Consider the following 20,978-nt stretch of genomic DNA (forward strand, 5'->3'; position numbering starts at 1 on the left):
ATCGTCATGATTGAATTCAGCGCAGCCGACATCGCGGCAGTCACAGGCGGAACGCTCTCCCTGTCGGCTCAAGGGGCTCCTTCTTTGGTTGTCCATTCAGCCACCACCGACTCTCGGGAAAGCCGCCCGGGTGGTCTCTTCATCGCAAAGCCGGGTGAGTCCACAGACGGCCATCACTTCGTCTCCAGTGCCTTCGCGAACGGTGCGGTCCTGGCCCTTGTCGAGCGGCCGGTAATGGACGACGCCGGCACTGACTTCCCCGCTGTGGTGGTGCCCGATGCCGTGGAGGCAATGGGCCGGCTCGCCGGAGAGGTGGTGCGCCGCCTCCGTGCGCACTCACCACTGACGGTCATCGGCATCACGGGTTCAGCGGGCAAAACCACCACGAAGGACGTACTTGCGCAGCTTCTCCGCCAGGAGGGGCCCACCGTTTCCCCCATCGGCTCGTACAACGGTGAGATTGGGGTTCCGCTGACGGTTTTCTCCGCCGAGTACGGCACCCGCTACCTGGTCATTGAGATGGGCGCCACGGGCGTCGGGCACATCGAGTACCTTGCCTCCATGGTGCAGCCGGACATCGGAATAGTCCTGTGCGTCGGATCCGCGCACGCAGGTGAGTTCGGCGGCGTCGACATGATTGCCAAGGCCAAGGGGGAGCTGCCGCGGTCCCTTGGTTCAAACGGTGTGGCCATCCTTAATGGTGATGACCGGCGGGTACTGGCGATGGCTGATCAGACCCAGGCACAGACCGTCCTCTTTACCGAGGACTCCACCTTTGACGAGCCGGGCAGCAGTGTCGTCCGTGCTGCGGATGTAACGCTCTCCGTCGAAGGTAATCCGTGTTTCACCCTGCACCTCCCGGACGGTGGTCGTCACGAGGTTCGGCCGCTGCTGATCGGACGGCATCATGTCGCCAACCTCCTCGCGGCCGCTTCCGCTGCCCACCTCCTCGGGATTCCGGGGGATCGAATCGCTGCCGGACTGTGCACCGCCCGGGCGGTCAGCCGCTGGCGGATGGAGCGAACCGACAGGCCGGACGGCGTGACGGTGATCAATGACGCCTACAACGCCAACCCGGAGTCGATGCGTGCGGCGCTTGCGACGCTCGCCGAGCTGGGGCGCGGCCGTCGCACCTGGGCAGTACTCGGTGAGATGCTCGAGCTGGGCGAGGACTCCATCACTGCCCACGATGCACTTGGCAGGGTGGTTGTCCGGCTCAATATCTCCAAGCTGCTGGTTGTCGGGTCCGGGGCCAAAGCACTCCACACCGGAGCAGTGCTGGAAGGATCATGGGGAGACGAAGCGGTCTTCGTTCAAGATGTCTCCCAGGCCGAGGAAATCCTCGATCGGGAACTGCAGCCGGGTGACCTTGTCCTCGTGAAATCCTCGAATGGTGCCGGTCTCCGCCATCTGGGTGATCGGCTAGCATTGGCGTCAGACAACTCGTCGGCGGTGCCAGAAGCAGCCCCGGGATCACAGGCTGAATTGAATGGACCCGGTCCAATGAACCAAGGGGGGCCCTCGCTGTGATTGCGCTGTTGATTGCCTCCGCCTCCGCATTGCTCCTTGCACTTGTCGGCACACCACTTTTCATCAGGCTCCTCGTCCGAAAGAGCTACGGCCAGTTCATTCGCGACGACGGCCCAACGGCCCACCATACAAAGCGCGGGACGCCCACCATGGGCGGTGCCGTCATCGTCGGATCGGTTGTTCTCGCTTACTTCGCCACACACCTGATCATGATGGCGGCGGGTGGCTCCGACGGGCCGACCGTGTCCGGTCTCCTGCTGCTGATGGTCACCGTAGGCATGGGAGTCGTCGGCTTCTTCGACGACTACATCAAGATTTCAAAGCAGCGAAGCCTGGGACTCAGCGCACCGGCGAAGATCATAGGGCAAACCCTGGTGGGTGTTTTGTTTGCCGTGCTGGCACTGAACTTCCCGGATGAGAATGGACGCACGCCGGCGTCGACTGCTATCTCCTTCGTCAGGGATACAGCAGTCGACCTGGCATTCGCCGGTTCGATTATCGGCGCCATCCTCTTCGTTCTGTGGTCCATTCTCATCATTACCGCCGCAACGAACGGCGTGAACCTGGCGGACGGCCTGGACGGACTGGCCACCGGTGCATCAGTCTTTGTCTTCGGCGCTTACATGCTGATGGGCATCTGGCAGTTCAACCAGAGGTGCGCATCGCCGGAGGTTCCAACCAACATCTGTTACGAGGTCCGCGACCCCCTGGACCTGGCGCTGATCGCGGGTGCGATGTGCGGAGCTCTGGTGGGATTCCTTTGGTGGAACACCTCACCGGCCAAAATTTTCATGGGAGACACCGGATCGCTCGCGATCGGCGGAGCAATTGCGGGATTCGCTATTCTCTCCCGCACCCAGCTTCTCCTGGTCATCATGGCGGGGCTGTTCGTCATGATCACGCTGTCCGTGATCATCCAGGTGGGCTTCTTCAAACTGTCCGGAGGCAAGCGGGTCTTCAAAATGGCGCCGCTCCAGCATCACTTCGAGCTCAAGGGGTGGCAGGAAGTCACGGTGGTTGTGCGGTTCTGGATCCTTGCCGGACTGTTCGTCGCTGTCGCGCTCGGTATCTTCTACGCTGAATGGGTTGTACTTCTGTGAGTGGTACAGGTGCCCAGGAGAGCTCTGACCGCCTTGAAAGCCTGACGTCGTGGGACGCTGACTGGGCAGGGCTACGCGTCGTGGTAACGGGGATCGGACTGTCCGGTTTCTCTGCCGCTGACACGCTGATCGAACTCGGTGCACGGGTTGTGGTGTGCGACTCCTCGGATTCCGAAGAGAACAGGGCGAAGGCGGACACCCTTCGCATCGTCGGGGCAGTGGACGTCCTGCTCGGGGCCGAGGCCGCTGCTACGCTCCCACAGGTGGACGGCGAAGCGCCCGAACTGGTGGTGACCTCTCCCGGTTGGCGTCCTGATCAGCCGCTGCTCGCTGCGGCCGCCGCTGCCGGAATCCCGGTATGGGGTGATGTCGAACTCGCATGGCGCGTACGAGTGCGCCGGGGCAGGCCCACCGCTGAGTGGTTGACCATCACCGGAACCAATGGCAAGACAACCACTGTCACCTTGGCGGAATCGATGCTCCGCGCCGGAGGCCTTCGCGCCATCGCCGCGGGGAACGTCGGCACGCCGCTGCTCGACGCCATCCGGGACCCGCAGGGCTACGATGTGATCGCCGTCGAACTCTCAAGTTTCCAGCTGCACTGGAGTTCGAGCCTCGCGCCGCTCGCCAGTGTCTGCCTGAATCTGGCCGAAGATCACATGGACTGGCACGGAGGATTCGAAGCCTACCGGGCGGCCAAGGCAATGATCTACGAGAACACCCGCGTGGCCTGTGTGTACAACGCCGAAGACGAAGCCACCGAGCGGATGGTGGAGGATGCTGATGTCCAGGAAGGCTGCCGGGCGATCGGCTTCACCACCAATACCCCTGCTATCAGCATGCTCGGGGTTGTAGACGGTCTGCTGGTGGATCGTGCGTATATCGAACAGCGGAAGGATTCAGCGGCGGAACTGGCCTCGGTGACGGACCTCGGGGAAGTGGTTCCCCGCCACCTCGTTGCCAACGCCCTGGCAGCGGCGGCCCTGGTGCGGGCAGCGGGCCTCCCGGCGGCCGCGGTGCGTGAAGGCATCCGTAACTACCAGCCGTCCGGGCATCGAATCGAGCTTGTTGCGGCACGGGACGGCGTGCTCTGGATCAACGATTCCAAGGCAACCAATCCGCACGCGGCACACGCAGCCCTGTCCTCCTTCTCCAGTGTCGTCTGGATTGCGGGTGGGCTTTCCAAGGGCGTCGACTACAACAGCCTCGTCAGGGATAACGCAGCCCGCTTCAAGGCGGCTGTCCTTATCGGCCGCGACAGCTCTGACCTAGCCGCTGCTCTCAGCCGACACGCGCCCGATGTTCCCGTGATAGTTCCAGCCGCGGGTCACACTGGTAGAGACGAGCTGCCGTCCCAGCACTCGAGTTCAGACGGCGTTCAGGCAATGCGCGCCGCTGTCACCGAAGCGCTGCGTATCGCCGTTGACGGCGACACTGTTCTCATGGCGCCGGCAGCAGCGTCGATGGACCAGTTCCCTTCCTACGCTCACCGTGGCACCGCATTCATCGAGGCGGTTCGCGGGATTGTGGAGGGGCAGGGATTCACCGCTAAGGAGTTGTAATGGTCAGCACGCCCACCCGGCATCCGCGCCGGAGGCCGGCGGCGCGGCAACACTCCGGCAGCAGGGGCTCGTCCCGGGTCAACGCTTCTGGCAATCCTGCGGCGGATGCCATTGCGGCGCGCCCGGAGCGCAAGGGCGTTCTTGGTGCCTTCGGACGCATGTGGCGCTTTCTCGAGGGTTCGGACCGGCAGACCAGCGGCTCCAGCTATTACATGATTCTCGGCGCCACGCTGGCGCTGACGGCCATCGGGCTCATGATGGTGCTCTCGGCGTCGTCTGTTGAATCGATTGCCAATGCAGCATCCACGGTCGAGCCCACTGATGAGGGCGCGATCGTCTTTGACTTCTTCTTCAAACAGAGCATGTATGCGGTGCTCGGCGTGGTGCTGATGCTCGTCCTGTCCAGATTGGGGCCGCGGGTTTTCAAGTTCCTTGCGTGGCCGGGGCTCGGCGTCGCGATTGTCCTGCTGGTACTGGTGCTGCTCATTGGCGAGAACATCAACGGAAACCAGAACTGGATCCGGATCGGCAACCAGTCTCTTCAGCCTTCAGAACCCGCAAAGCTCGCACTCGCGTTGTGGTGCGCCACGGTCCTGGAACGCAAGCGCGGCCTGATCCGTGACTGGAAGCACGCGCTCATACCTGTAGCACCGCTCGGAGGAGTCATCCTCCTGCTCGTGATGCTGGGCGGTGACCTCGGTACAGCGATCATCCTCGGAATGATTATGGCGGCAGCGCTGTTTTTTGCCGGCGCACCAATGAAGCTGTTTACGCTGGTCGGCCTCCTCGGAATTGCCGGCGCTTTCGGCGCCATCCTGCTCAACAGCACACGAAGTACCCGCATCCAGGCCTGGCTCAGATTGAACTGCGAAAGCGCGACGGATCCCTGTTTTCAAACGAACCAGGGGCTTTTCGCACTGGCGTCCGGAGGCTGGTGGGGAGTGGGAATCGGCCAGAGCCGGCAGAAGTGGAACTGGATCCCGGAAGCGCACAATGACTTCATCTTCGCCATCATCGGTGAAGAATTCGGGTTGATCGGTACCCTCGTAGTGATCGCGCTTTTCGGAATCCTCGCGGTGGCAACACTCCGGGTGGCACGGCGTTACACCGACCCCTTCGTGCGCATCCTCATGGGCTCCATCCTCGTGTGGCTGATCGGCCAGGCCTTTGTGAACATCGGCATGGTCACGGGCGTTCTTCCCGTCATCGGTGTGCCGCTGCCGTTCATCTCCTACGGCGGTTCTGCCCTCACCTTCACGCTTGCCGCCGTCGGTGTGCTCCTTGCCTTTGCGCGGCGGATGCCGCCCGCCGTGCCTGGCACTGCCGGACCGGCCGTCAGCTCCAACCAGACTTCTGCAAGCGACAAGTGAAAGATCAAGAGAACCCATTGACTGAATCTGCTGCCCTGTCGGTCGTGCTCGCCGGCGGGGGAACTGCCGGGCACATCAGCCCATTGCTAGCCATTGCACGAGCTCTGGTCGAGGCCCGCCCGGACGCCCGGGTGCTTGCCGTCGGAACGGCCGCCGGAATGGAGACCCGCCTTGTTCCTGCGGCCGGTTTCCGGCTGGAAACCATTGAACGGGTGCCCATGCCCCGCCGTCCGTCCGTCGATCTGTTGAAACTGCCGGTCCGTCTGGTCCGAGCCGTGCGGCAGGCGCTGAAGATTATCGACGCGGCGCAGGCTGACGTCGTCGTCGGGGTTGGCGGGTATGTGTCCACGCCGCTCTATCTTGCGGCCTGGATCCGCCGCGTTCCCGTGGCCATCCATGAAGCTAATGCCCGCCCCGGCCTGGCCAACCGGCTTGGCGCGCGTATTGCCCGGAGCGTTGCGGTGGCATTCCGCGGCACCGGACTGCCGGACGAGCAATGGGTGGGCATGCCCATGCGGCGGGAGATTTCCACCCTGGACCGGGCGGCCGCCCGTCGGAAAGCGCGGGTAAGCCTTGGGCTGGACCCGGATCGTGCAACGCTCATCGTGACCGGCGGTTCCTCCGGCGCTGCGAGCATCAACCGGGCGGTCGCCGCAGCGGCGCCAAAAATGGTCGATGACGCAGCGCAGGTACAGGTGCTTCATATCACCGGACGCGGCAAGCAGGTTCCCGGCCCCGACGGCGCGCTCCTTGCTGCCGAGGGGTACCGGCAGGTCGAATATGTGGACGGTATGGAGAATGTCTACTCGGCGGCAGACCTGCTGTTGGCGCGTGCAGGCGCAGCAACCGTCTGTGAAGTTGCGGCAGTCGGGTTGCCCACTGTGTTCGTGCCCTTGCCGCACGGAAACGGTGAGCAGCGGCGAAACGCTTCGGGGCTGGTGGACGCAGGCGCCGCCCTCATGATCGAGGATGCGCAGCTTACTGGTGACTGGCTGCTTACCGAAGCCCTGCCGCTGGTGCAGGACCCTGTGCGTCTCGAGAACATGTCCCGGGCCGCGGCGCCGCTCGGTGTGCGCGACGCGGACGTCCGCATGGCGGAGCTCATCATCGACGCCGCGGGAGGCCGCTCATGAGTGCAGTTATCCAGGATCTCGGCCGGGTCCATTTCATTGGGCTCGGCGGAGCGGGCATGTCCGCTGTGGCGCGGGTCCTCCTCGGCCGCTCAGTAGCGGTGTCAGGGTCCGATGCCGCTGACTCGCGCGGTCTGCAGGCTCTCGCCGCGCTGGGCGCAACGGTGCACGTCGGCCACGAGGAAGCGAACGTCGGTGCCGCAGATACCGTGGTGGTTTCCAGCGCAATCCGGGAGACCAACCCCGAGCTCGTTGAAGCAAAAACGCGCGGCCTGCGCGTCCTGCATCGTTCGGAAGCGCTTGCTGCCGCGATGGACGGGCGGAAAGTGGTTGCTGTTGCCGGCACGCATGGCAAAACCACGACGACGGCGATGATCACCGTCATGCTGCAGGCCGCCGGAACCCGTCCATCGTTTGCGATCGGTGGGGACGTCGCGGCGCTTGGAGTCAACGCTGAATGGGCGGAGGGGGAAGTCTTCGTGGCGGAGGCAGATGAGTCGGACGGCTCTTTCCTCAACTACCGTCCTCACGTTGGCGTTGTCACCAACGTCGAGGCGGATCACCTGGACCACTATGGGTCCGCTGCTGCAGTGTACGAATCGTTCGATCGGTTCGCTGCGCTGCTGCCGGCCGACGCCGGCGTGTTGGTAGCTTGCCGTGACGACGACGGCGCTGCCGCCCTGGCGGCGCGAATCGCCGGTTCCCGCCGGGTGCGGACCTACGGCTACTGTGCCGGCGCAGACGTTCGAATCAGCAACACCCGCGCGCTCGGCAGCACGTCGAACAGCGTCCTTTCCTTCTCTATCGATGGACTCGACAGCCAGCAGGAACTCCAGCTGGGGGTGCCTGGGCGGCACAATGTCCTGAATGCGGCAGCGGCGTTCAGCGTCGGGTTGGAGTTGGGCGTGGATCCGGCTGCTGCTGCCGCGGGCCTCGCATCCTTTTCCGGTGCTGCCAGACGGTTCGAGGCTAAGGGTGAAGCAGGCGGTGTGCGCGTCTTCGATGACTACGCCCATCACCCCACGGAGGTGGCGGCCGCGCTGGGCGCTGCCCGGACCGTCGCGGGAGACCACCGCGTGCACGTCCTGTTTCAACCGCACCTTTTCTCCCGCACTCAGGAGTTTGCCAAGGAGTTCGCCGGCGCTCTGTCACTGGCTGATACGGTGCGCGTGCTTGACATCTATGCCGCAAGGGAAGACCCGGTGGAGGGAGTGACGAGCCGGCTCATCAGCGACCGGCTCACGGTTCCGGGCGGGTACGCGCCCGATGCAGACGAGGCACTGCGGGAGATGGTCATTACGGCGCAGAGCGGTGACATCATTCTGACGGTCGGAGCAGGCGACGTTACCCGCTTCGGTCCGCTGCTGGTTGACCTCCTTGCAGGAAAGGGGCATCCACAGTGACAGCACGTCCTCCGCGCAAGCCGGGCAGGGCATCGACGCCGGCCAACACAGCGTCGGGAAATGAAACCATCACCGCCGAGAAGCAGGTGCATCCTCCTCAGTCCAGCAGAATGCGGGGAAGCAGAATATCCGCATCGAAAGAAGCACCTGTTGCCCTGTTGGACCGCGAGGACGACGACGGCACGGTCATTGCTTTTCCGGAACCTCCCGGCCGCCGGCGCAGGAGGTGGTGGCTGACGGGCATCATCTCAACGGTGCTGATCGTCGCGGGCGTAATCGCCTATCTGGTGTTCTCACCGGCGCTTGCAGTACGTTCCCTCGAGGTGCAGGGGAACCAATTGGTACCGGAGGACCAGATTACGGCGGCACTGGAGCCGCTGATGGGAAGGTCTCTGACCCAGATCGGGGACGACGACGTCCGCACACTGCTAGAAGGGTTCGCTCCGATCGAGAATATCTCCGTGGCCGCGGCACCACCGTCCACCCTGAGCGTGACTGTCACGGAGCGCACCCCTGTTGCAATCCTTGAGAGCGGCGGTAAGTACATCCTCATAGACGCAGAAGGCCGGCAGCTCACCACGGTCACTGACAGGAAGTCCGTTGCCTTGCCCCTCATCGACGGAGGTACGAATGCCGTCAACAGTGCGGTCTTCTCGTCAATTACCGATGTCCTTGCCGCCCTGCCCGCAGCTATCCGGGAGCGCCTGGTCCACGCATCGGCAAAGTCAATCGACTCCGTTGAGCTGAAGCTGACGGACGGGAAAACAATTTTCTGGGGGAGTGCCGAGGAGAACGAGGCAAAGGCCCGTGTCATCGCCGCGCTGCTTACTCTTCCGCAGCAGGATGCGCCGGTTAGCGTCTACGACGTAAGCACACCATCGAGGCCGGTAACCCGATGAGTTTTCCGACACGCGGGAGTGGTCATTGCATGCCGGTGGCCGGGCACCTAGCGTCTCAATAAGAAACTACTTGACATAACATTAACTTTCAACCTGAAGGTGAATGTTAGCAAGTTGAAGGTTGGAACCTCCAGCCCATAACCCAACCAGCGCACAGATCGAACAAGGGACACAGGACGTGGCAGCACCGCAGAATTACTTGGCCGTCATCAAGGTCGTCGGCATCGGCGGCGGTGGCGTGAACGCCGTCAACCGAATGATCGAGGTTGGCCTGCGCGGCGTGGAGTTCATCGCCATCAACACCGACGCGCAGGCACTACTCATGAGTGACGCCGATGTGAAGCTCGACGTCGGACGCGAACTCACCCGTGGACTGGGCGCCGGAGCTGATCCGGAAGTGGGCCGGAAGGCGGCCGAAGATCACGCCGAGGAGATTGAGGAAGTCATCCGCGGCGCGGACATGGTGTTCGTGACCGCAGGAGAAGGCGGCGGCACCGGTACCGGAGGCGCACCCGTTGTCGCGCGGATTGCGCGTTCTCTTGGTGCGTTGACCATCGGCGTAGTGACCCGGCCGTTTACGTTCGAAGGTCGCCGGCGCTCCAACCAGGCAGAAACCGGTATCGACACACTTCGAGATGAAGTCGACACCCTGATTGTCATTCCGAATGACCGTCTTCTGTCCATCAGCGACCGCAACGTTTCCATGCTTGACGCGTTCCGCTCAGCGGACCAGGTGCTGCTCTCGGGTGTCCAGGGCATCACGGACCTCATCACCACGCCGGGCCTGATCAACCTCGACTTCGCAGACGTGAAGTCGGTCATGCAGGGCGCAGGTTCGGCTCTCATGGGCATTGGCTCCGCCCGCGGTGAGGATCGTGCAGTCAAGGCAGCGGAACTGGCGATCGCCTCGCCGCTCCTCGAAGCTTCCATCGACGGCGCCCACGGCGTTCTGCTGTCCATTCAGGGCGGATCGGATCTCGGGCTGTTCGAAATCAACGAGGCAGCGCGCCTCGTGCAGGAAGTTGCGCACCCGGAGGCAAACATCATCTTCGGTGCGGTGATCGACGACGCACTGGGAGACGAGGCGCGGGTCACGGTTATCGCAGCAGGTTTCGATCAGGTGGATGCCACGTCGCAACCAGCAGCGCCCGCGGCAAAGCCGGCCTCAGCTCCCGCCATCGGGCGCGAGTCCGCACCGGCTCCGCAGACCGTCGCGGCAGGAGCAGGCTACGGTTCGTGGTCGCAGCACTCGTCCAACGGACGAGGCAACGATGTTCCGGGTGACGCCGGGTTCGATGTGGACCTGCCGGCCGTCGTCGAGCCTGACTACTCGACCGGACGTTCCGATGACCTGGACGTTCCCGATTTCCTGAAGTAGCCGTTGTTCTTCTGGACATCGCTCGTAGCGCCCGGTATCCGGGTTGCCTTCACTGATCGTGGCGCGGGAAACCTCGCTCCGCGCATCGGGGGCAACCCGGATGCCGCCGTTCGTTCCAGGCAGGCGCTGGAGCTTGAACTCGGAACTGGCCCTGGTTCACTCCGTTTCATGAACCAGACCCACTCGACCGTCGTAGCAGAGGCAGGATCCCAGGACGTGCCCGAGGCTGATGCCCTGGTGAGCCCGACCGGCACGGACCCACTCGCCGTCCTCGTTGCTGACTGCGTTCCGGTGGTGCTCGTCGGGTCCGCTGCCCGTCATGAACCCGTGACGGCGGTCATCCACGCCGGACGAAGAGGGGTTGAAGGAAACATAGCCGGACGCACAGTTGCTGAACTGCAGCGCCACGGGGCGGAATCCATTTCAGCGTGGATCGGGCCGTCCGTGTGCGGCCGGTGCTACGAGGTGCCGACGGACATGCGCGAGGAGGTTGCCCAAGCCGTGCCACTGACTCACTGCAGCACACATTGGGGGACACCTTCGCTCAACCTTCCCGCCGGTGTTCGCCGTCAACTCGAGGCACTCGGAGTTTCCGTGCAAGATCTCGGCGGGGGCGGCAATCCGTGCACGCTTGAGAACGAAAGTCTGTTCTCCCACCGTGCCGTCCGGCAGGGTAGGCCGGCGGGCCGTCTGGCAGGGTTGGTGTGGCGGGATGGCTGACACCTCGGGAAGGCGCGCTGAACTGGAGGCCAACCTTCAGCGGGTCAACAAACGGATTGATGACGCGATGGCGGCATGCGGAGGCAGGAACAGACCTACGCTCATTGTCGTGACCAAGTTCTTCCCGCCGCAGGACCTTCTACTGCTCCATGAGCTCGGGGTTCGGGACGTCGGTGAGAACCGCGACCAGGAGGCTGCTGTCAAAGCCCGGGAGGTTCCGGATCCGGAACTGCGCTGGCACTTCATCGGCCAACTGCAGACCAACAAGGCCCGGTCGGTTGTGGGCTACGCCCACTCCGTGCACTCCGTCGACCGCAGCTCCCTGGTGAGCGCTCTGGAAAAGGCGATGGCAGGTCGCGCCGAACACCCTGATTCGCCTGCGGGAGGAACTACGCGCGGCCGTCCTGCAGTGTTGGACTGCTTCGTCCAGGTCAACCTGTCAGCCGAGGGCACCGGTCGCGGAGGAGCTCATCCTTCCGATGCGCTTGAAGTTGCCGCGCGGATTCATGACAGCGATCATTTGCGCCTGGCGGGAGTGATGGCCGTTGCGCCGCTTGGCGGGGACCCCCGCGAAGCCTTCAGCCGGCTCGCTGGCCTATCCTCGGAGCTCGTCTCCCGTTATCCGGCGGCAAGCGGCATCTCGGCTGGGATGAGCGGTGACCTTGAACATGCTGTCGCGGCCGGTGCGACACACCTTCGCGTCGGCTCAGATGTCCTCGGTGCCCGCCCGCCCGTGGGGTAGCGTCAACGCTGTAACCGCGGGGAATCTCAGGAGGTGCCTGGGCGGTGTTGAATCACACCTTGCTTTACATTCTGCATGACGGATGCAGGACGAAGGACTGACAGGAGCAACCATGGCTGGCGCACTGCGCAAGACAATGATTTACCTTGGGCTCGCCGACGGTGACGAGCACTACGAGCCCGAGCCAAAGACATCCCACAGCAGGAATGAGGACTACTCCGTGGACTACGACCGTGACGAGCGCCATGTCGAGGCCGCGCCGGCAGCAAAGGCGGCTCCGGATGAGTATCGCGCTCCGGTCACGCCTATCAAGCGGGCGCAGTCTGCACGCGAGGACGCTTCATCGCTTCGCCAGATCACCACGGTGCACCCGCGCTCCTACAATGACGCGAAGATCATCGGAGAAAGCTTCCGCGACGGCATTCCTGTGATCATGAACGTCACGGACATGGGCGAGGGAGACGCCAAGCGGCTGGTGGACTTCTCGGCCGGACTCGTCTTCGGCCTTCATGGGTCGATCGAGCGTGTCACCAACAAGGTATTCCTGCTATCGCCGTCCTACATCGAGGTCCTCGGGGAGGATCAGAAGACCAGCGACGGTCAAGCGAGTTTCTTCAATCAAAGCTGACACTGTTTACTGGTACTCGTAACTATTCCGTTCATGCCAGAGGACTGTGACTGACACGTGAGCTTGGTCTTCGCCCTGATCTACCTGGTGCTGATGCTGTTCCAGCTCGCGCTGATCATTCGTATTGTTTATGACGCCGTTCAAATGTTTGCCCGCAACTGGCGCCCCAGACGGCTGGCGCTTGTTCTTGCATCCATGGTGTACGCGGTGACAGATCCGCCTATCCGGCTTTTTCGCCGGCTCATCCCGCCGCTCCGGTTGGGTGGCGTTTCGCTCGACCTCGCATTCATCGTGGTGTTTCTGGGGGCTACTATCCTCAAGGCAATTGCAGGTTCATTGGCAACGGCTTGATCCGGTTAGTTTTCGAGACCTAAAAGATATACGCTGAATCACATATTGGTGTGAAGCAGGAGGTTTTGCCTCCACAAGCATGTCCACAATTCGGTAACGTTGTCAGGTCTGCTCGACAGGCGGCTTCGACTAAATCCATATGAGGTGACCAGATGGCCCTGACGCCAGAAGATGTTGTCAACAAGCGGTTTCAGCCCACCAAGTTCCGTGAAGGCTATGACCAGGACGAGGTGGACGACTTCCTCGACGAGATCGTCGTGGAATTGCGTCGTCTGAACCAGGAAAACGACGACCTTCGCCGCCAGCTCTCGGAAGTTTCCACGGGCACAGCGCAGAACGCCGCCGTCCCTGCTCCGGTGGCCGCCAGCACCGCTACCGAAGAGGTCCGCGAGGAGGAAAAGCCTGAGGAGCCCAAGGTGGAGGCACCGAAGGCTGAGGAGCGCCCGGCTGCCCAGCCGGTTGCCGCCGCTGCACCTGTCCAGCAGGGCGGCACCGCGGAGTCTGCGGCGGGTGTCCTCGCGATGGCGCAGAAGCTTCATGACGAGTACGTCAACGCCGGCGTTGAGCAGCGCGACAAAATCATCGCCGAAGCGCAGATCGAAGCCAGTGGCCTCGTCAATGACGCTCAGGAAAAGAGCCGGAAGGTACTCGGCGCGCTGGAGCAGCAGAAAGCAGTCCTCGAGCGCAAGGTCGAGCAGCTGCGTAGCTTCGAGCGTGACTACCGGTCCCGTCTCAAGGCATACATCGAAGGTCAGCTCCGGGACCTTGATTCCCGCGGTTCCGTTGCATCTGAAACTGCAGACGCCTAAGCAGGATCCAAAGCTCACGAGGCCAGTCGCCGGTTTATCCGGCGGCTGGCCTCTGCCGTACCCTGAATAGAGAGCCAAGCGTCCACTGCCGCCTCTTCGGCGCGTACAACTGAAAGCACCATGACCGAGCATCCTTCCGTCTCAGGCCCCGATTCGGGCCGGTCGCACCGCAAGCACGGCAAACGCATCGGAGCCCGCTACGCGCTGCTTCTGGTTGCATTCGCACTGGTCGCCTACATCATCGATCAGCTGACCAAAATCTGGGTCGTTTCCACCATGGTGGAGGGTCAGATCACCGAGGTGCTGCCGCCCGTGCTGAGCTGGCATTTCATTCGCAATTCCGGGGCGGCGTTTTCCATCGGAACAGAGATTACTTGGGTCTTCACCATCATTCAGGCCCTCGTATCCATAGTGATCATCACGCAGATCGGTAAGGTCGCTTCAAAAGGCTGGGCTGTTGCACTGGGATTGGTATTGGGCGGCGCCGTCGGGAACCTCACGGACCGGTTGTTTCGTGAGCCCACATTTGGTCAGGGGCATGTCGTCGACTTCATCGCGCTGCCGAATTTCGCTATTTTCAACATCGCCGACATCGCCGTGGTCAGTGGAGTCATTCTCATTTGTCTGCTGACACTGCGGGGCATCGGCATGGACGGCCTACGCAGCAACGAGGAGCGGGAGGACCCGGACACTGCCGAGGTGGTGGATGATGAGCGTCCGTAGTACTACGTTCGACATTCCGGAGCCGGCTGCGGGTCAACGCATCGATGCGGTGTTGGCAGGGTTGACCGGGGTATCCCGTTCGGTCGCTGCCGGATGGTGCAGCGGCGGGAACGTCACCATGGACGGTGCACCCGTCCAGAAGTCAACCCGTGCCGTCGCGGGCGGATCACTCACCGTCGTTGTACCGGAGAAAATCGATCCCTTGCGGATCGTGGCCGAGCCGGTTGACGGAATGGGCATCCTTTTTGACGACGATGACCTGGTGGTCATCGATAAGCCGGTGGGAGTTGCGGCTCACCCGTCCCCTGGATGGGTGGGACCCACTGTCGTGGGAGCGCTGGCGGCTGCCGGGTACCGGATTTCCACGACCGGTGCACCCGAGCGGGTAGGTATAGTCCACAGACTCGACGTTGGGACCTCCGGAGCGATGGTGGTTGCCAAGAGTGAGCATGCCTATACCGTGCTCAAGCAGGCTTTCCGGGATCGGACCGTAGACAAGCAGTATCACGCGCTGGTCCAGGGGCTACCGGATCCGCTCCAGGGAACTATCGAGGCGCCCATCGGCCGCCACCCGGCGCACGACTGGAAGTTCGCCGTCATGGAGGACGGCCGTCCATCGGTGACCCACTACGCAGTGGAGGAAGCGTTCGGGAAGGCAAGTCTCGTCAAGGTCCGCCTGGAGACCGGGCGTACGCATCAGATCCGCGTGCATTTCTCCGCTCTGCGCCACCCATGCGCCGGTGACCTGACGTATGGGGCGGACCCCCGGCTGGCGGCGGAGCTCGGACTCACCCGGCAATGGCTGCACGCCAGCATGCTTTCGTTTGACCATCCGCGCAGCGGCGAACGGGTAGCCGTTGAAAGCGGGTTCCCCATGGACCTGCAGTATGCACTCGATGCGCTGACCGGCGGAACGGTCTGAGACCGACACCCGCTTGCAGGCGCGCGGGAAGCGTCCCCGGCGCTCGCTAGAATGAGTTGGTGGTTTCCTCAGCTCCGTCCTCATCCCCAGTGGCCCCGGCTTCGTCGCGGGACTCCTTCGTCCACCTTCACAACCACACCGAGTACTCGATGCTCGATGGCGCTGCCCGCCTGAGTGATCTCTTCAGCCATACGGCGGAGCTCGGCATGAACGCGTTGGCCACGACCGACCACGGGTTCGTGTTTGGGGCCTTCGACTTCTGGAACAAGGCCCGTGATGCGGGAGTGAAGCCGATTGTCGGAGTCGAGGCCTACCTGACGCCCGGCACCGCCCGTGCGGACAAGACCCGTGTCAAGTGGGGAGGAGGCGGACGCGATGACGTATCGGGTGCGGGCGCGTACACCCACATGACCCTGTGGTCGGAAACCACCGAGGGCATGCACAATCTCTTCCGGATGTCCTCGCTGGCTTCGCTGGAGGGCTATCTGTACAAGCCGCGCATGGACCGCGACCTGCTGCAGACCTACGGCAAAGGGCTGATTGCAACCACCGGTTGCCCCTCGGGAGAAGTCCAGACAAAGCTGCGCCTCGGCCTGTACCGGGAGGCAGTTCAGGCGGCATCCGACTTCCGCGACATCTTCGGTCGCGAAAATTTCTTCTGTGAACTCATGGACCATGGGTTGGATATTGAGCGGAACGTCCAGGCGGACCTCATCAAGCTCGCCCGTGAACTGGGCCTTCCCCTCGTGGCCACCAATGACCTCCACTACACCCATGCAGAGGATGCCAAGGCGCACGCGGCGCTGCTGTGCGTGCAGTCCGGTTCCACCATGGCGGACCCCAAGCGCTTCAAGTTCGACGCCGATGAGTTCTACCTCAAGTCGCCGGCCGAGATGCGGGCAATTTTCCGTGACTTCCCTGAGGCTTGCGACAACACGCTGCTTATTGCCGAGCGGTGTGACGTCGAGTTCAACACCAAGGCGAACTACATGCCGCGCTTTCCGGTTCCCGAGGGTGAGAACGAGCAGTCCTGGTTCGTTAAGGAAGTCGAGACGGGCCTGCAGTACCGCTACCCGGCCGGCGTACCCGACGACGTCCGCAAGCAGGCGGAGTTTGAGGTCGGCGTCATCACGCAGATGGGCTTCCCGGGCTACTTCCTGGTTGTGGCCGACTTCATCAACTGGGCCAAGAACAACGGCATCCGGGTGGGTCCCGGGCGCGGATCCGGTGCCGGTTCCATGGTGGCGTACGCCATGCGCATCACGGACCTGGACCCCCTGAAGCACGGCCTCATCTTCGAGCGGTTCCTCAACCCCGAGCGCGTCTCCATGCCGGACTTCGACGTGGACTTTGACGATCGCCGCCGCTCCGAGGTCATCCGGTACGTAACTGAAAAGTATGGCGACGAGCGCGTCGCCATGATCGTCACTTACGGCACCATCAAGGCCAAGCAGGCACTCAAGGACTCCTCGCGTGTGATGGGCTATCCGTTCTCCACGGGGGAGCGCCTCACCAAGGCCATGCCGCCGGACGTCATGGGCAAGGGGCTCGCATTGGCGGACGTGCACAACAAGGACGCCAAGCGGTTCTCGGAGGCGGAGGAACTGCGGGAACTCCTGAAGACCGATGCCGAGTCTGCGAAGGTATTCGAGACAGCCCTGGGACTGGAGGGGCTGAAACGCCAGTGGGGTGTGCACGCGGCCGGGGTCATCATGTCCTCCGACCCGCTGATCGACATCATTCCGATCATGCGTCGTGATCAGGACGGCCAGATCATCACGCAGTTCGATTACCCCACGTGCGAGGGTCTCGGCCTGATCAAAATGGATTTCCTCGGTCTGAGGAACCTGACGATCATCACCGACGCCGTTGAGAACATCAAGGCCAACCAGGGCGAGGACCTCGTTCTGGAGGACCTCGAACTCGACGACCGGGAGTCTTATGAGCTGCTGGCGCGTGGCGACACCCTTGGCGTCTTCCAGCTCGACGGCGGGCCCATGCGCTCGCTTCTGAAGCTCATGCGCCCCGACAACTTCGAAGACATTTCAGCGGTCCTCGCTCTCTACCGCCCTGGTCCCATGGGCGTGAATTCACATACGAACTATGCCCTGCGCAAAAACGGAATGCAGGAGATCGAGCCGATCCACCCAGAACTCGAGGGACCACTGGAGGAGATTCTCGGCGGCACCTACGGCCTGATCGTGTACCAGGAGCAAGTTATGTCGGCCGCACAGAAGCTGGCGAACTTCACATTGGGCCAGGCGGATATGCTGCGCCGCGCCATGGGCAAGAAGAAGAAGTCCGAGCTGGACAAGCAGCAAGCGGACTTCTTCGCCGGAATGAAGGCCAACGGTTATTCACAGTCGGCTATGGACAAGCTCTGGATCGTGCTTGAGTCATTCTCCGACTACGCCTTCAACAAGGCTCATACCGCGGCGTACGGACTGGTGTCCTACTGGACCGCGTTCCTCAAGGCGCACTACCCTGCCGAATACATGGCGGCACTGCTGACCAGTGTCGGCGATGACAAGGACAAGCTGGCCATCTACCTCAACGAGTGCCGACGGATGGGCATTACAGTGCTGCCCCCGGACGTCAACGAGTCGAGCGTCAACTTCACTCCGGTCGGGACTGATATCCGCTTCGGGATGGGCGCAATTCGCAACGTCGGCGCAAACGTGGTCGGCGGGATGGTGGCTGCTCGGGAGGAGGAGGGTGCGTTTGAATCCTTCTCCGACTTCCTGCAGAAGGTGCCCGCCGTCGTCTGCAATAAGCGGACGATCGAGTCGCTCATCAAGGCCGGTGCCTTCGACTCTCTGGGTCATCCCCGCCGCGCACTGGCGATGATCCACGAGGAAGCCGTGGATTCCGTCGTCGTGCTCAAGCGTAATGAAGCCGCCAACCAGTTCGATCTCTTCAGCGCCTTCGATGATCCGGGCGTCGGAACCGGGCTTTCGGTCGAGGTTCCGGACCTGCCGGAATGGGCAAAAAAGGACAAGCTCGCTTTCGAGCGGGACATGCTGGGCCTCTACGTATCCGACCATCCCCTCCAGGGCCTGGAAGGCTTGCTCAGCCAACATGCTGATTCCGCCATCACCTCCATTATCGGCGAAGACGGCCCGGCCGACGGCGCCCCCGTGACCATTGCCGGAATGATCACCTCTCTCCAGCGCCGCATCGCCAAGAATAGCGGAAACGCCTACGCCAGGGCCGAAATTGAAGATCTTGGCGGATCGATGGAAGTGATGTTCTTCGGACAGGTCTACGGACCGATCGCGTCGGTACTCGAGGAGGATTTAATCGTGGTGGTTCGCGGACGCCTGCAACGGCGCGACGACGGCGCGGTCACCCTCAACGCCCAGGAACTTTCCGTTCCGGATCTGACGGAGGGCCACTCCGGCCCGGTGGTCATTTCCATGCTTCACCACAGGGCTACCGAACCCGTAATCCATGAACTCGGCTCAGTGCTGAGACAGCACCGGGGCAACTCCGAGGTGCGGCTGCATGTCCGTAAGGAACGCCAGATGTCAGTGCTATCGCTGCCGGTTGACCTTCGGGTCAACCCGACGCCGGCGTTGTTCGGGGACCTCAAGGTGCTTCTTGGACCAACGTGCCTCGATGCATGAGTTCCGACAGATTGGGAACGGTTAGATGAGACGGACGCAGGAATCAGCAGCGGAGCCGGGTACGTATCCACCAGCGGTCTATGCCGGTCCCGCCGCGGAGACGGCGGTGCCGCCGTCGTCGTTGCTCTGGTGGGCCGCGGCAACGACTGTGCTCGGACCGGTGCTCGGCGTCCTCTGGTGGTTCGCGTCGCCTGGTGGCGGATTCTATGGAGACAGGGCCAACGCTGAGTCCTGGCTGATCCGGGACCTTGTGCTCGGCGGATTGCAGTTGCTGGCCGGCGTCGTCGTCGGATGGCTGTTGACTAACCGTATCGACCTGCCCGGCGCGTGGCAGCGTGTGTGCGCGGCCGTGGGCGGAAGCATGGTGGGATCCGTCCTTGCTGTGTTGGTTGGGCAGGGGCTTGGAGCCCTGTTTTCCGGCGGTGACGGCGAATTTCCTTTTGTGCTGCGTTCGCTCGGTGTGGCATTGGTCTGGCCCGCAGCCGCAGCGTTGGTGGTTTTCCTGGCCTCGCTGCTCGGGCTGCTGCTTATCCGGCGGAATCGGTAGCGCACCCTTTCCGTCGTGGGCAGAAGCCAGGACAGCCGCCGGTAGAATTGCGGCTGTGACTGCTCAGACCGCTCCCGGATCATTCGACGCCTTCCGCACGATCGACCTGCGCGGGACACATCTATCCACCGCCGAACTCCGTGCCGCGATGCCGAGGAGCACCACGTCGTCGTTCGAATCGGTCGCCTCCCGCGTTGAAGACATTATTGTTGCTGTCCGGTCACGCGGATTCGACGCGCTCAGCGAGCTGGCGCAGCGGTTCGACGGCGTTGAACAGTTCCACCCGCGGGTGCCGGCTGAGGCTTTAAGTGAGGCACTTCGGGCGCTCTCGCCTGACGTGCGGGCCGCGCTGGAGGAGTCCATTGACCGCGCCCGTGTCTTTGCCCTGGCGCAGAAACCGCAGGACGTCGTCGTCGAGATCCGACCTGGAGCTGCCCTGACGCAGCGGTGGGTGCCCGTTGGCAGGGTGGGGCTCTATGTCCCCGGTGGGCTTGCGGTCCTCGCCTCGTCGGTCATCATGAATGTTGTACCTGCACAGGCTGCCGGCGTTCAGTCCATTGCACTGGCATCGCCGCCGCAGAAGGAATTCGGGGGACTGCCGCACCCGGTGATTCTTGCCGCGGCGGAACTGCTCGGTGTCAAGGAGGTCTACGGCATCGGCGGTGCCCAGGCGATTGCCGCCTTCGCACACGGTGTGTCAGGCGAGGAGGATCGTACCGCGATTGAGCCGGTGGACGTTGTCACGGGCCCGGGGAACATCTACGTCGCCACAGCGAAGCGGCTGGTCAAGGGCATGGTCGGGATCGACGCTGAGGCCGGCACCACGGAGATCGCTGTGTTGGCAGACGGGACGGCGCAGCCGCGACTGGTTGCCGCGGACCTGATCAGCCAGGCCGAACATGACCCGAACGCCGCCTCGGTACTGATCACGCCTTCGGTTGAACTGGCTGCTGCCGTCCGGGCGGAGCTGTCGATCCAGGCGAAGTCCACCCGGCACCGCGAGCGGGTCGAAACTGCGCTGGGCGGGCCTCAATCGGGCACCATCCTGGTGGACAACATTGACCACGGTATTGCGGTATGTGACGCGTATGCCGCGGAACACCTGGAGATCCACACGGATCAGGCGCCAGCAGTAGCGGCGCGTATCAAGAACGCGGGGGCGATCTTCGTGGGCGACTACAGTCCGGTGAGCCTGGGCGACTACTGCGCGGGCTCGAATCACGTCCTGCCCACAGCCGGCACGGCGGCGTTTGCTTCCGGGCTGAGCGTGTTCACCTTCCTGCGGGCAATGCAGGTGATCGACTACAGCGCAGACGCCCTGCGGGAGGTGAGTGAGCATGTTGTTCAGCTTGCTCAGGCTGAGGATCTGCCGGGACACGGCGATGCGGTGCGGGTGCGCTTTTCCTGACGGGTACTCCGGCTGACCGCTCCTGTCCCTGAGTGCCAAACCACCACATCTAGTAATGACATGGTTGTAGTTTCACTACATCTAGTTCTAGAATGGTTTCCGGACGCCATTGAAAAGTTGCGTCGTATCC

General features: G+C 62.9%; 18 protein-coding genes. All 18 read left to right on the forward strand.

Annotated features, from left to right (window positions below):
• Positions 1 to 6 precede the first annotated feature (6 nt).
• The 18 genes from AC1MBU_RS08960 (at position 7) to hisD (ending at position 20,848) form a co-directional block, all read left to right on the forward strand.
• Positions 7 to 1,530 carry a UDP-N-acetylmuramoyl-tripeptide--D-alanyl-D-alanine ligase gene (locus AC1MBU_RS08960; RefSeq protein WP_277357824.1) on the forward strand — a complete coding sequence of 508 codons (1,524 nt, stop codon included), beginning with the start codon at positions 7 to 9 and terminating at the stop codon, positions 1,528 to 1,530.
• On the forward strand, positions 1,527 to 2,630 hold the full coding sequence (gene mraY / locus AC1MBU_RS08965; RefSeq protein WP_056547130.1) for a phospho-N-acetylmuramoyl-pentapeptide-transferase: 1,104 nt from the start codon (positions 1,527 to 1,529) through the stop codon (positions 2,628 to 2,630). Before AC1MBU_RS08960 ends, mraY begins: the two co-directional genes overlap by 4 nt.
• The gene (gene murD, locus AC1MBU_RS08970; protein WP_479787018.1) at positions 2,612 to 4,192 is read left to right on the forward strand and encodes a UDP-N-acetylmuramoyl-L-alanine--D-glutamate ligase; all 1,581 of its coding nucleotides are present in this window, start codon (positions 2,612 to 2,614) and stop codon (positions 4,190 to 4,192) included. Before mraY ends, murD begins: the two co-directional genes overlap by 19 nt.
• Complete coding sequence (ftsW, locus tag AC1MBU_RS08975) at positions 4,192 to 5,562, forward strand: putative lipid II flippase FtsW (protein WP_277357822.1); 1,371 nt, start codon at positions 4,192 to 4,194, stop codon at positions 5,560 to 5,562. The genes murD and ftsW overlap by 1 nt, the downstream gene beginning before the upstream one ends.
• 17 nt (positions 5,563 to 5,579) lie before the next feature.
• Positions 5,580 to 6,695, forward strand: coding sequence for an undecaprenyldiphospho-muramoylpentapeptide beta-N-acetylglucosaminyltransferase (murG, locus tag AC1MBU_RS08980; RefSeq protein ID WP_277357821.1), 1,116 nt, complete (start codon positions 5,580 to 5,582; stop codon positions 6,693 to 6,695).
• Positions 6,692 to 8,095, forward strand: a complete 1,404-nt coding sequence (murC, locus tag AC1MBU_RS08985) for a UDP-N-acetylmuramate--L-alanine ligase (protein ID WP_479787020.1) — start codon at positions 6,692 to 6,694, stop codon at positions 8,093 to 8,095. Before murG ends, murC begins: the two co-directional genes overlap by 4 nt.
• Positions 8,092 to 8,994 carry a cell division protein FtsQ/DivIB gene (locus AC1MBU_RS08990; RefSeq protein ID WP_277357819.1) on the forward strand — a complete coding sequence of 301 codons (903 nt, stop codon included), beginning with the start codon at positions 8,092 to 8,094 and terminating at the stop codon, positions 8,992 to 8,994. The genes murC and AC1MBU_RS08990 overlap by 4 nt, the downstream gene beginning before the upstream one ends.
• 178 nt (positions 8,995 to 9,172) lie before the next feature.
• On the forward strand, positions 9,173 to 10,372 hold the full coding sequence (gene ftsZ / locus AC1MBU_RS08995; protein WP_056547145.1) for a cell division protein FtsZ: 1,200 nt from the start codon (positions 9,173 to 9,175) through the stop codon (positions 10,370 to 10,372).
• Between the two features lie 3 nt (positions 10,373 to 10,375).
• Complete coding sequence (locus tag AC1MBU_RS09000; protein WP_479787021.1) at positions 10,376 to 11,092, forward strand: purine nucleoside phosphorylase YfiH/LACC1 family protein; 717 nt, start codon at positions 10,376 to 10,378, stop codon at positions 11,090 to 11,092.
• The gene (locus AC1MBU_RS09005; RefSeq protein WP_277357817.1) at positions 11,085 to 11,834 is read left to right on the forward strand and encodes a YggS family pyridoxal phosphate-dependent enzyme; all 750 of its coding nucleotides are present in this window, start codon (positions 11,085 to 11,087) and stop codon (positions 11,832 to 11,834) included. The genes AC1MBU_RS09000 and AC1MBU_RS09005 overlap by 8 nt, the downstream gene beginning before the upstream one ends.
• A 112-nt stretch (positions 11,835 to 11,946) precedes the next feature.
• Positions 11,947 to 12,462, forward strand: a complete 516-nt coding sequence (locus AC1MBU_RS09010; RefSeq protein ID WP_056547770.1) for a cell division protein SepF — start codon at positions 11,947 to 11,949, stop codon at positions 12,460 to 12,462.
• A gap of 57 nt (positions 12,463 to 12,519) precedes the next feature.
• Complete coding sequence (locus AC1MBU_RS09015) at positions 12,520 to 12,813, forward strand: YggT family protein (protein WP_056547155.1); 294 nt, start codon at positions 12,520 to 12,522, stop codon at positions 12,811 to 12,813.
• Positions 12,814 to 12,965: 152 nt separating this feature from the next.
• A complete protein-coding gene (locus AC1MBU_RS09020) occupies positions 12,966 to 13,622 on the forward strand; it encodes a DivIVA domain-containing protein (RefSeq protein ID WP_056547157.1) in 657 nt (218 codons plus the stop codon).
• A 120-nt stretch (positions 13,623 to 13,742) separates the two neighbouring features.
• Positions 13,743 to 14,345, forward strand: a complete 603-nt coding sequence (gene lspA / locus AC1MBU_RS09025) for a signal peptidase II (protein ID WP_479787022.1) — start codon at positions 13,743 to 13,745, stop codon at positions 14,343 to 14,345.
• On the forward strand, positions 14,332 to 15,267 hold the full coding sequence (locus AC1MBU_RS09030; protein WP_346028369.1) for an RluA family pseudouridine synthase: 936 nt from the start codon (positions 14,332 to 14,334) through the stop codon (positions 15,265 to 15,267). Before lspA ends, AC1MBU_RS09030 begins: the two co-directional genes overlap by 14 nt.
• A gap of 149 nt (positions 15,268 to 15,416) precedes the next feature.
• Positions 15,417 to 18,893 carry a DNA polymerase III subunit alpha gene (dnaE, locus tag AC1MBU_RS09035; RefSeq protein WP_479789754.1) on the forward strand — a complete coding sequence of 1,159 codons (3,477 nt, stop codon included), beginning with the start codon at positions 15,417 to 15,419 and terminating at the stop codon, positions 18,891 to 18,893.
• 25 nt (positions 18,894 to 18,918) lie between these two features.
• The gene (locus AC1MBU_RS09040; RefSeq protein WP_277357813.1) at positions 18,919 to 19,440 is read left to right on the forward strand and encodes a hypothetical protein; all 522 of its coding nucleotides are present in this window, start codon (positions 18,919 to 18,921) and stop codon (positions 19,438 to 19,440) included.
• 46 nt (positions 19,441 to 19,486) lie between these two features.
• Complete coding sequence (hisD, locus tag AC1MBU_RS09045) at positions 19,487 to 20,848, forward strand: histidinol dehydrogenase (protein WP_404800707.1); 1,362 nt, start codon at positions 19,487 to 19,489, stop codon at positions 20,846 to 20,848.
• The last annotated feature ends 130 nt before the right edge of the window (positions 20,849 to 20,978 follow it).

This window comes from Arthrobacter sp. PTI12 (assembly GCF_056679915.1).

Excerpts from the sequence above, each read along its gene's own strand:
- AC1MBU_RS08960 (WP_277357824.1), top strand. The coding sequence starts at position 7 with ATGATTGAATTCAGCGCAGCCGACATCGCGGCAGTCACAGGCGGAACG.
- murD (WP_479787018.1), top strand. The coding sequence starts at position 2,612 with ATGGGTTGTACTTCTGTGAGTGGTACAGGTGCCCAGGAGAGCTCTGAC.
- ftsW (WP_277357822.1), top strand. The coding sequence starts at position 4,192 with ATGGTCAGCACGCCCACCCGGCATCCGCGCCGGAGGCCGGCGGCGCGG.
- murC (WP_479787020.1), top strand. The coding sequence starts at position 6,692 with ATGAGTGCAGTTATCCAGGATCTCGGCCGGGTCCATTTCATTGGGCTC.
- AC1MBU_RS09005 (WP_277357817.1), top strand. The coding sequence starts at position 11,085 with ATGGCTGACACCTCGGGAAGGCGCGCTGAACTGGAGGCCAACCTTCAG.
- AC1MBU_RS09010 (WP_056547770.1), top strand. The coding sequence starts at position 11,947 with ATGGCTGGCGCACTGCGCAAGACAATGATTTACCTTGGGCTCGCCGAC.
- AC1MBU_RS09020 (WP_056547157.1), top strand. The coding sequence starts at position 12,966 with ATGGCCCTGACGCCAGAAGATGTTGTCAACAAGCGGTTTCAGCCCACC.
- lspA (WP_479787022.1), top strand. The coding sequence starts at position 13,743 with ATGACCGAGCATCCTTCCGTCTCAGGCCCCGATTCGGGCCGGTCGCAC.
- AC1MBU_RS09030 (WP_346028369.1), top strand. The coding sequence starts at position 14,332 with ATGAGCGTCCGTAGTACTACGTTCGACATTCCGGAGCCGGCTGCGGGT.
- dnaE (WP_479789754.1), top strand. The coding sequence starts at position 15,417 with ATGCTCGATGGCGCTGCCCGCCTGAGTGATCTCTTCAGCCATACGGCG.
- AC1MBU_RS09040 (WP_277357813.1), top strand. The coding sequence starts at position 18,919 with ATGAGACGGACGCAGGAATCAGCAGCGGAGCCGGGTACGTATCCACCA.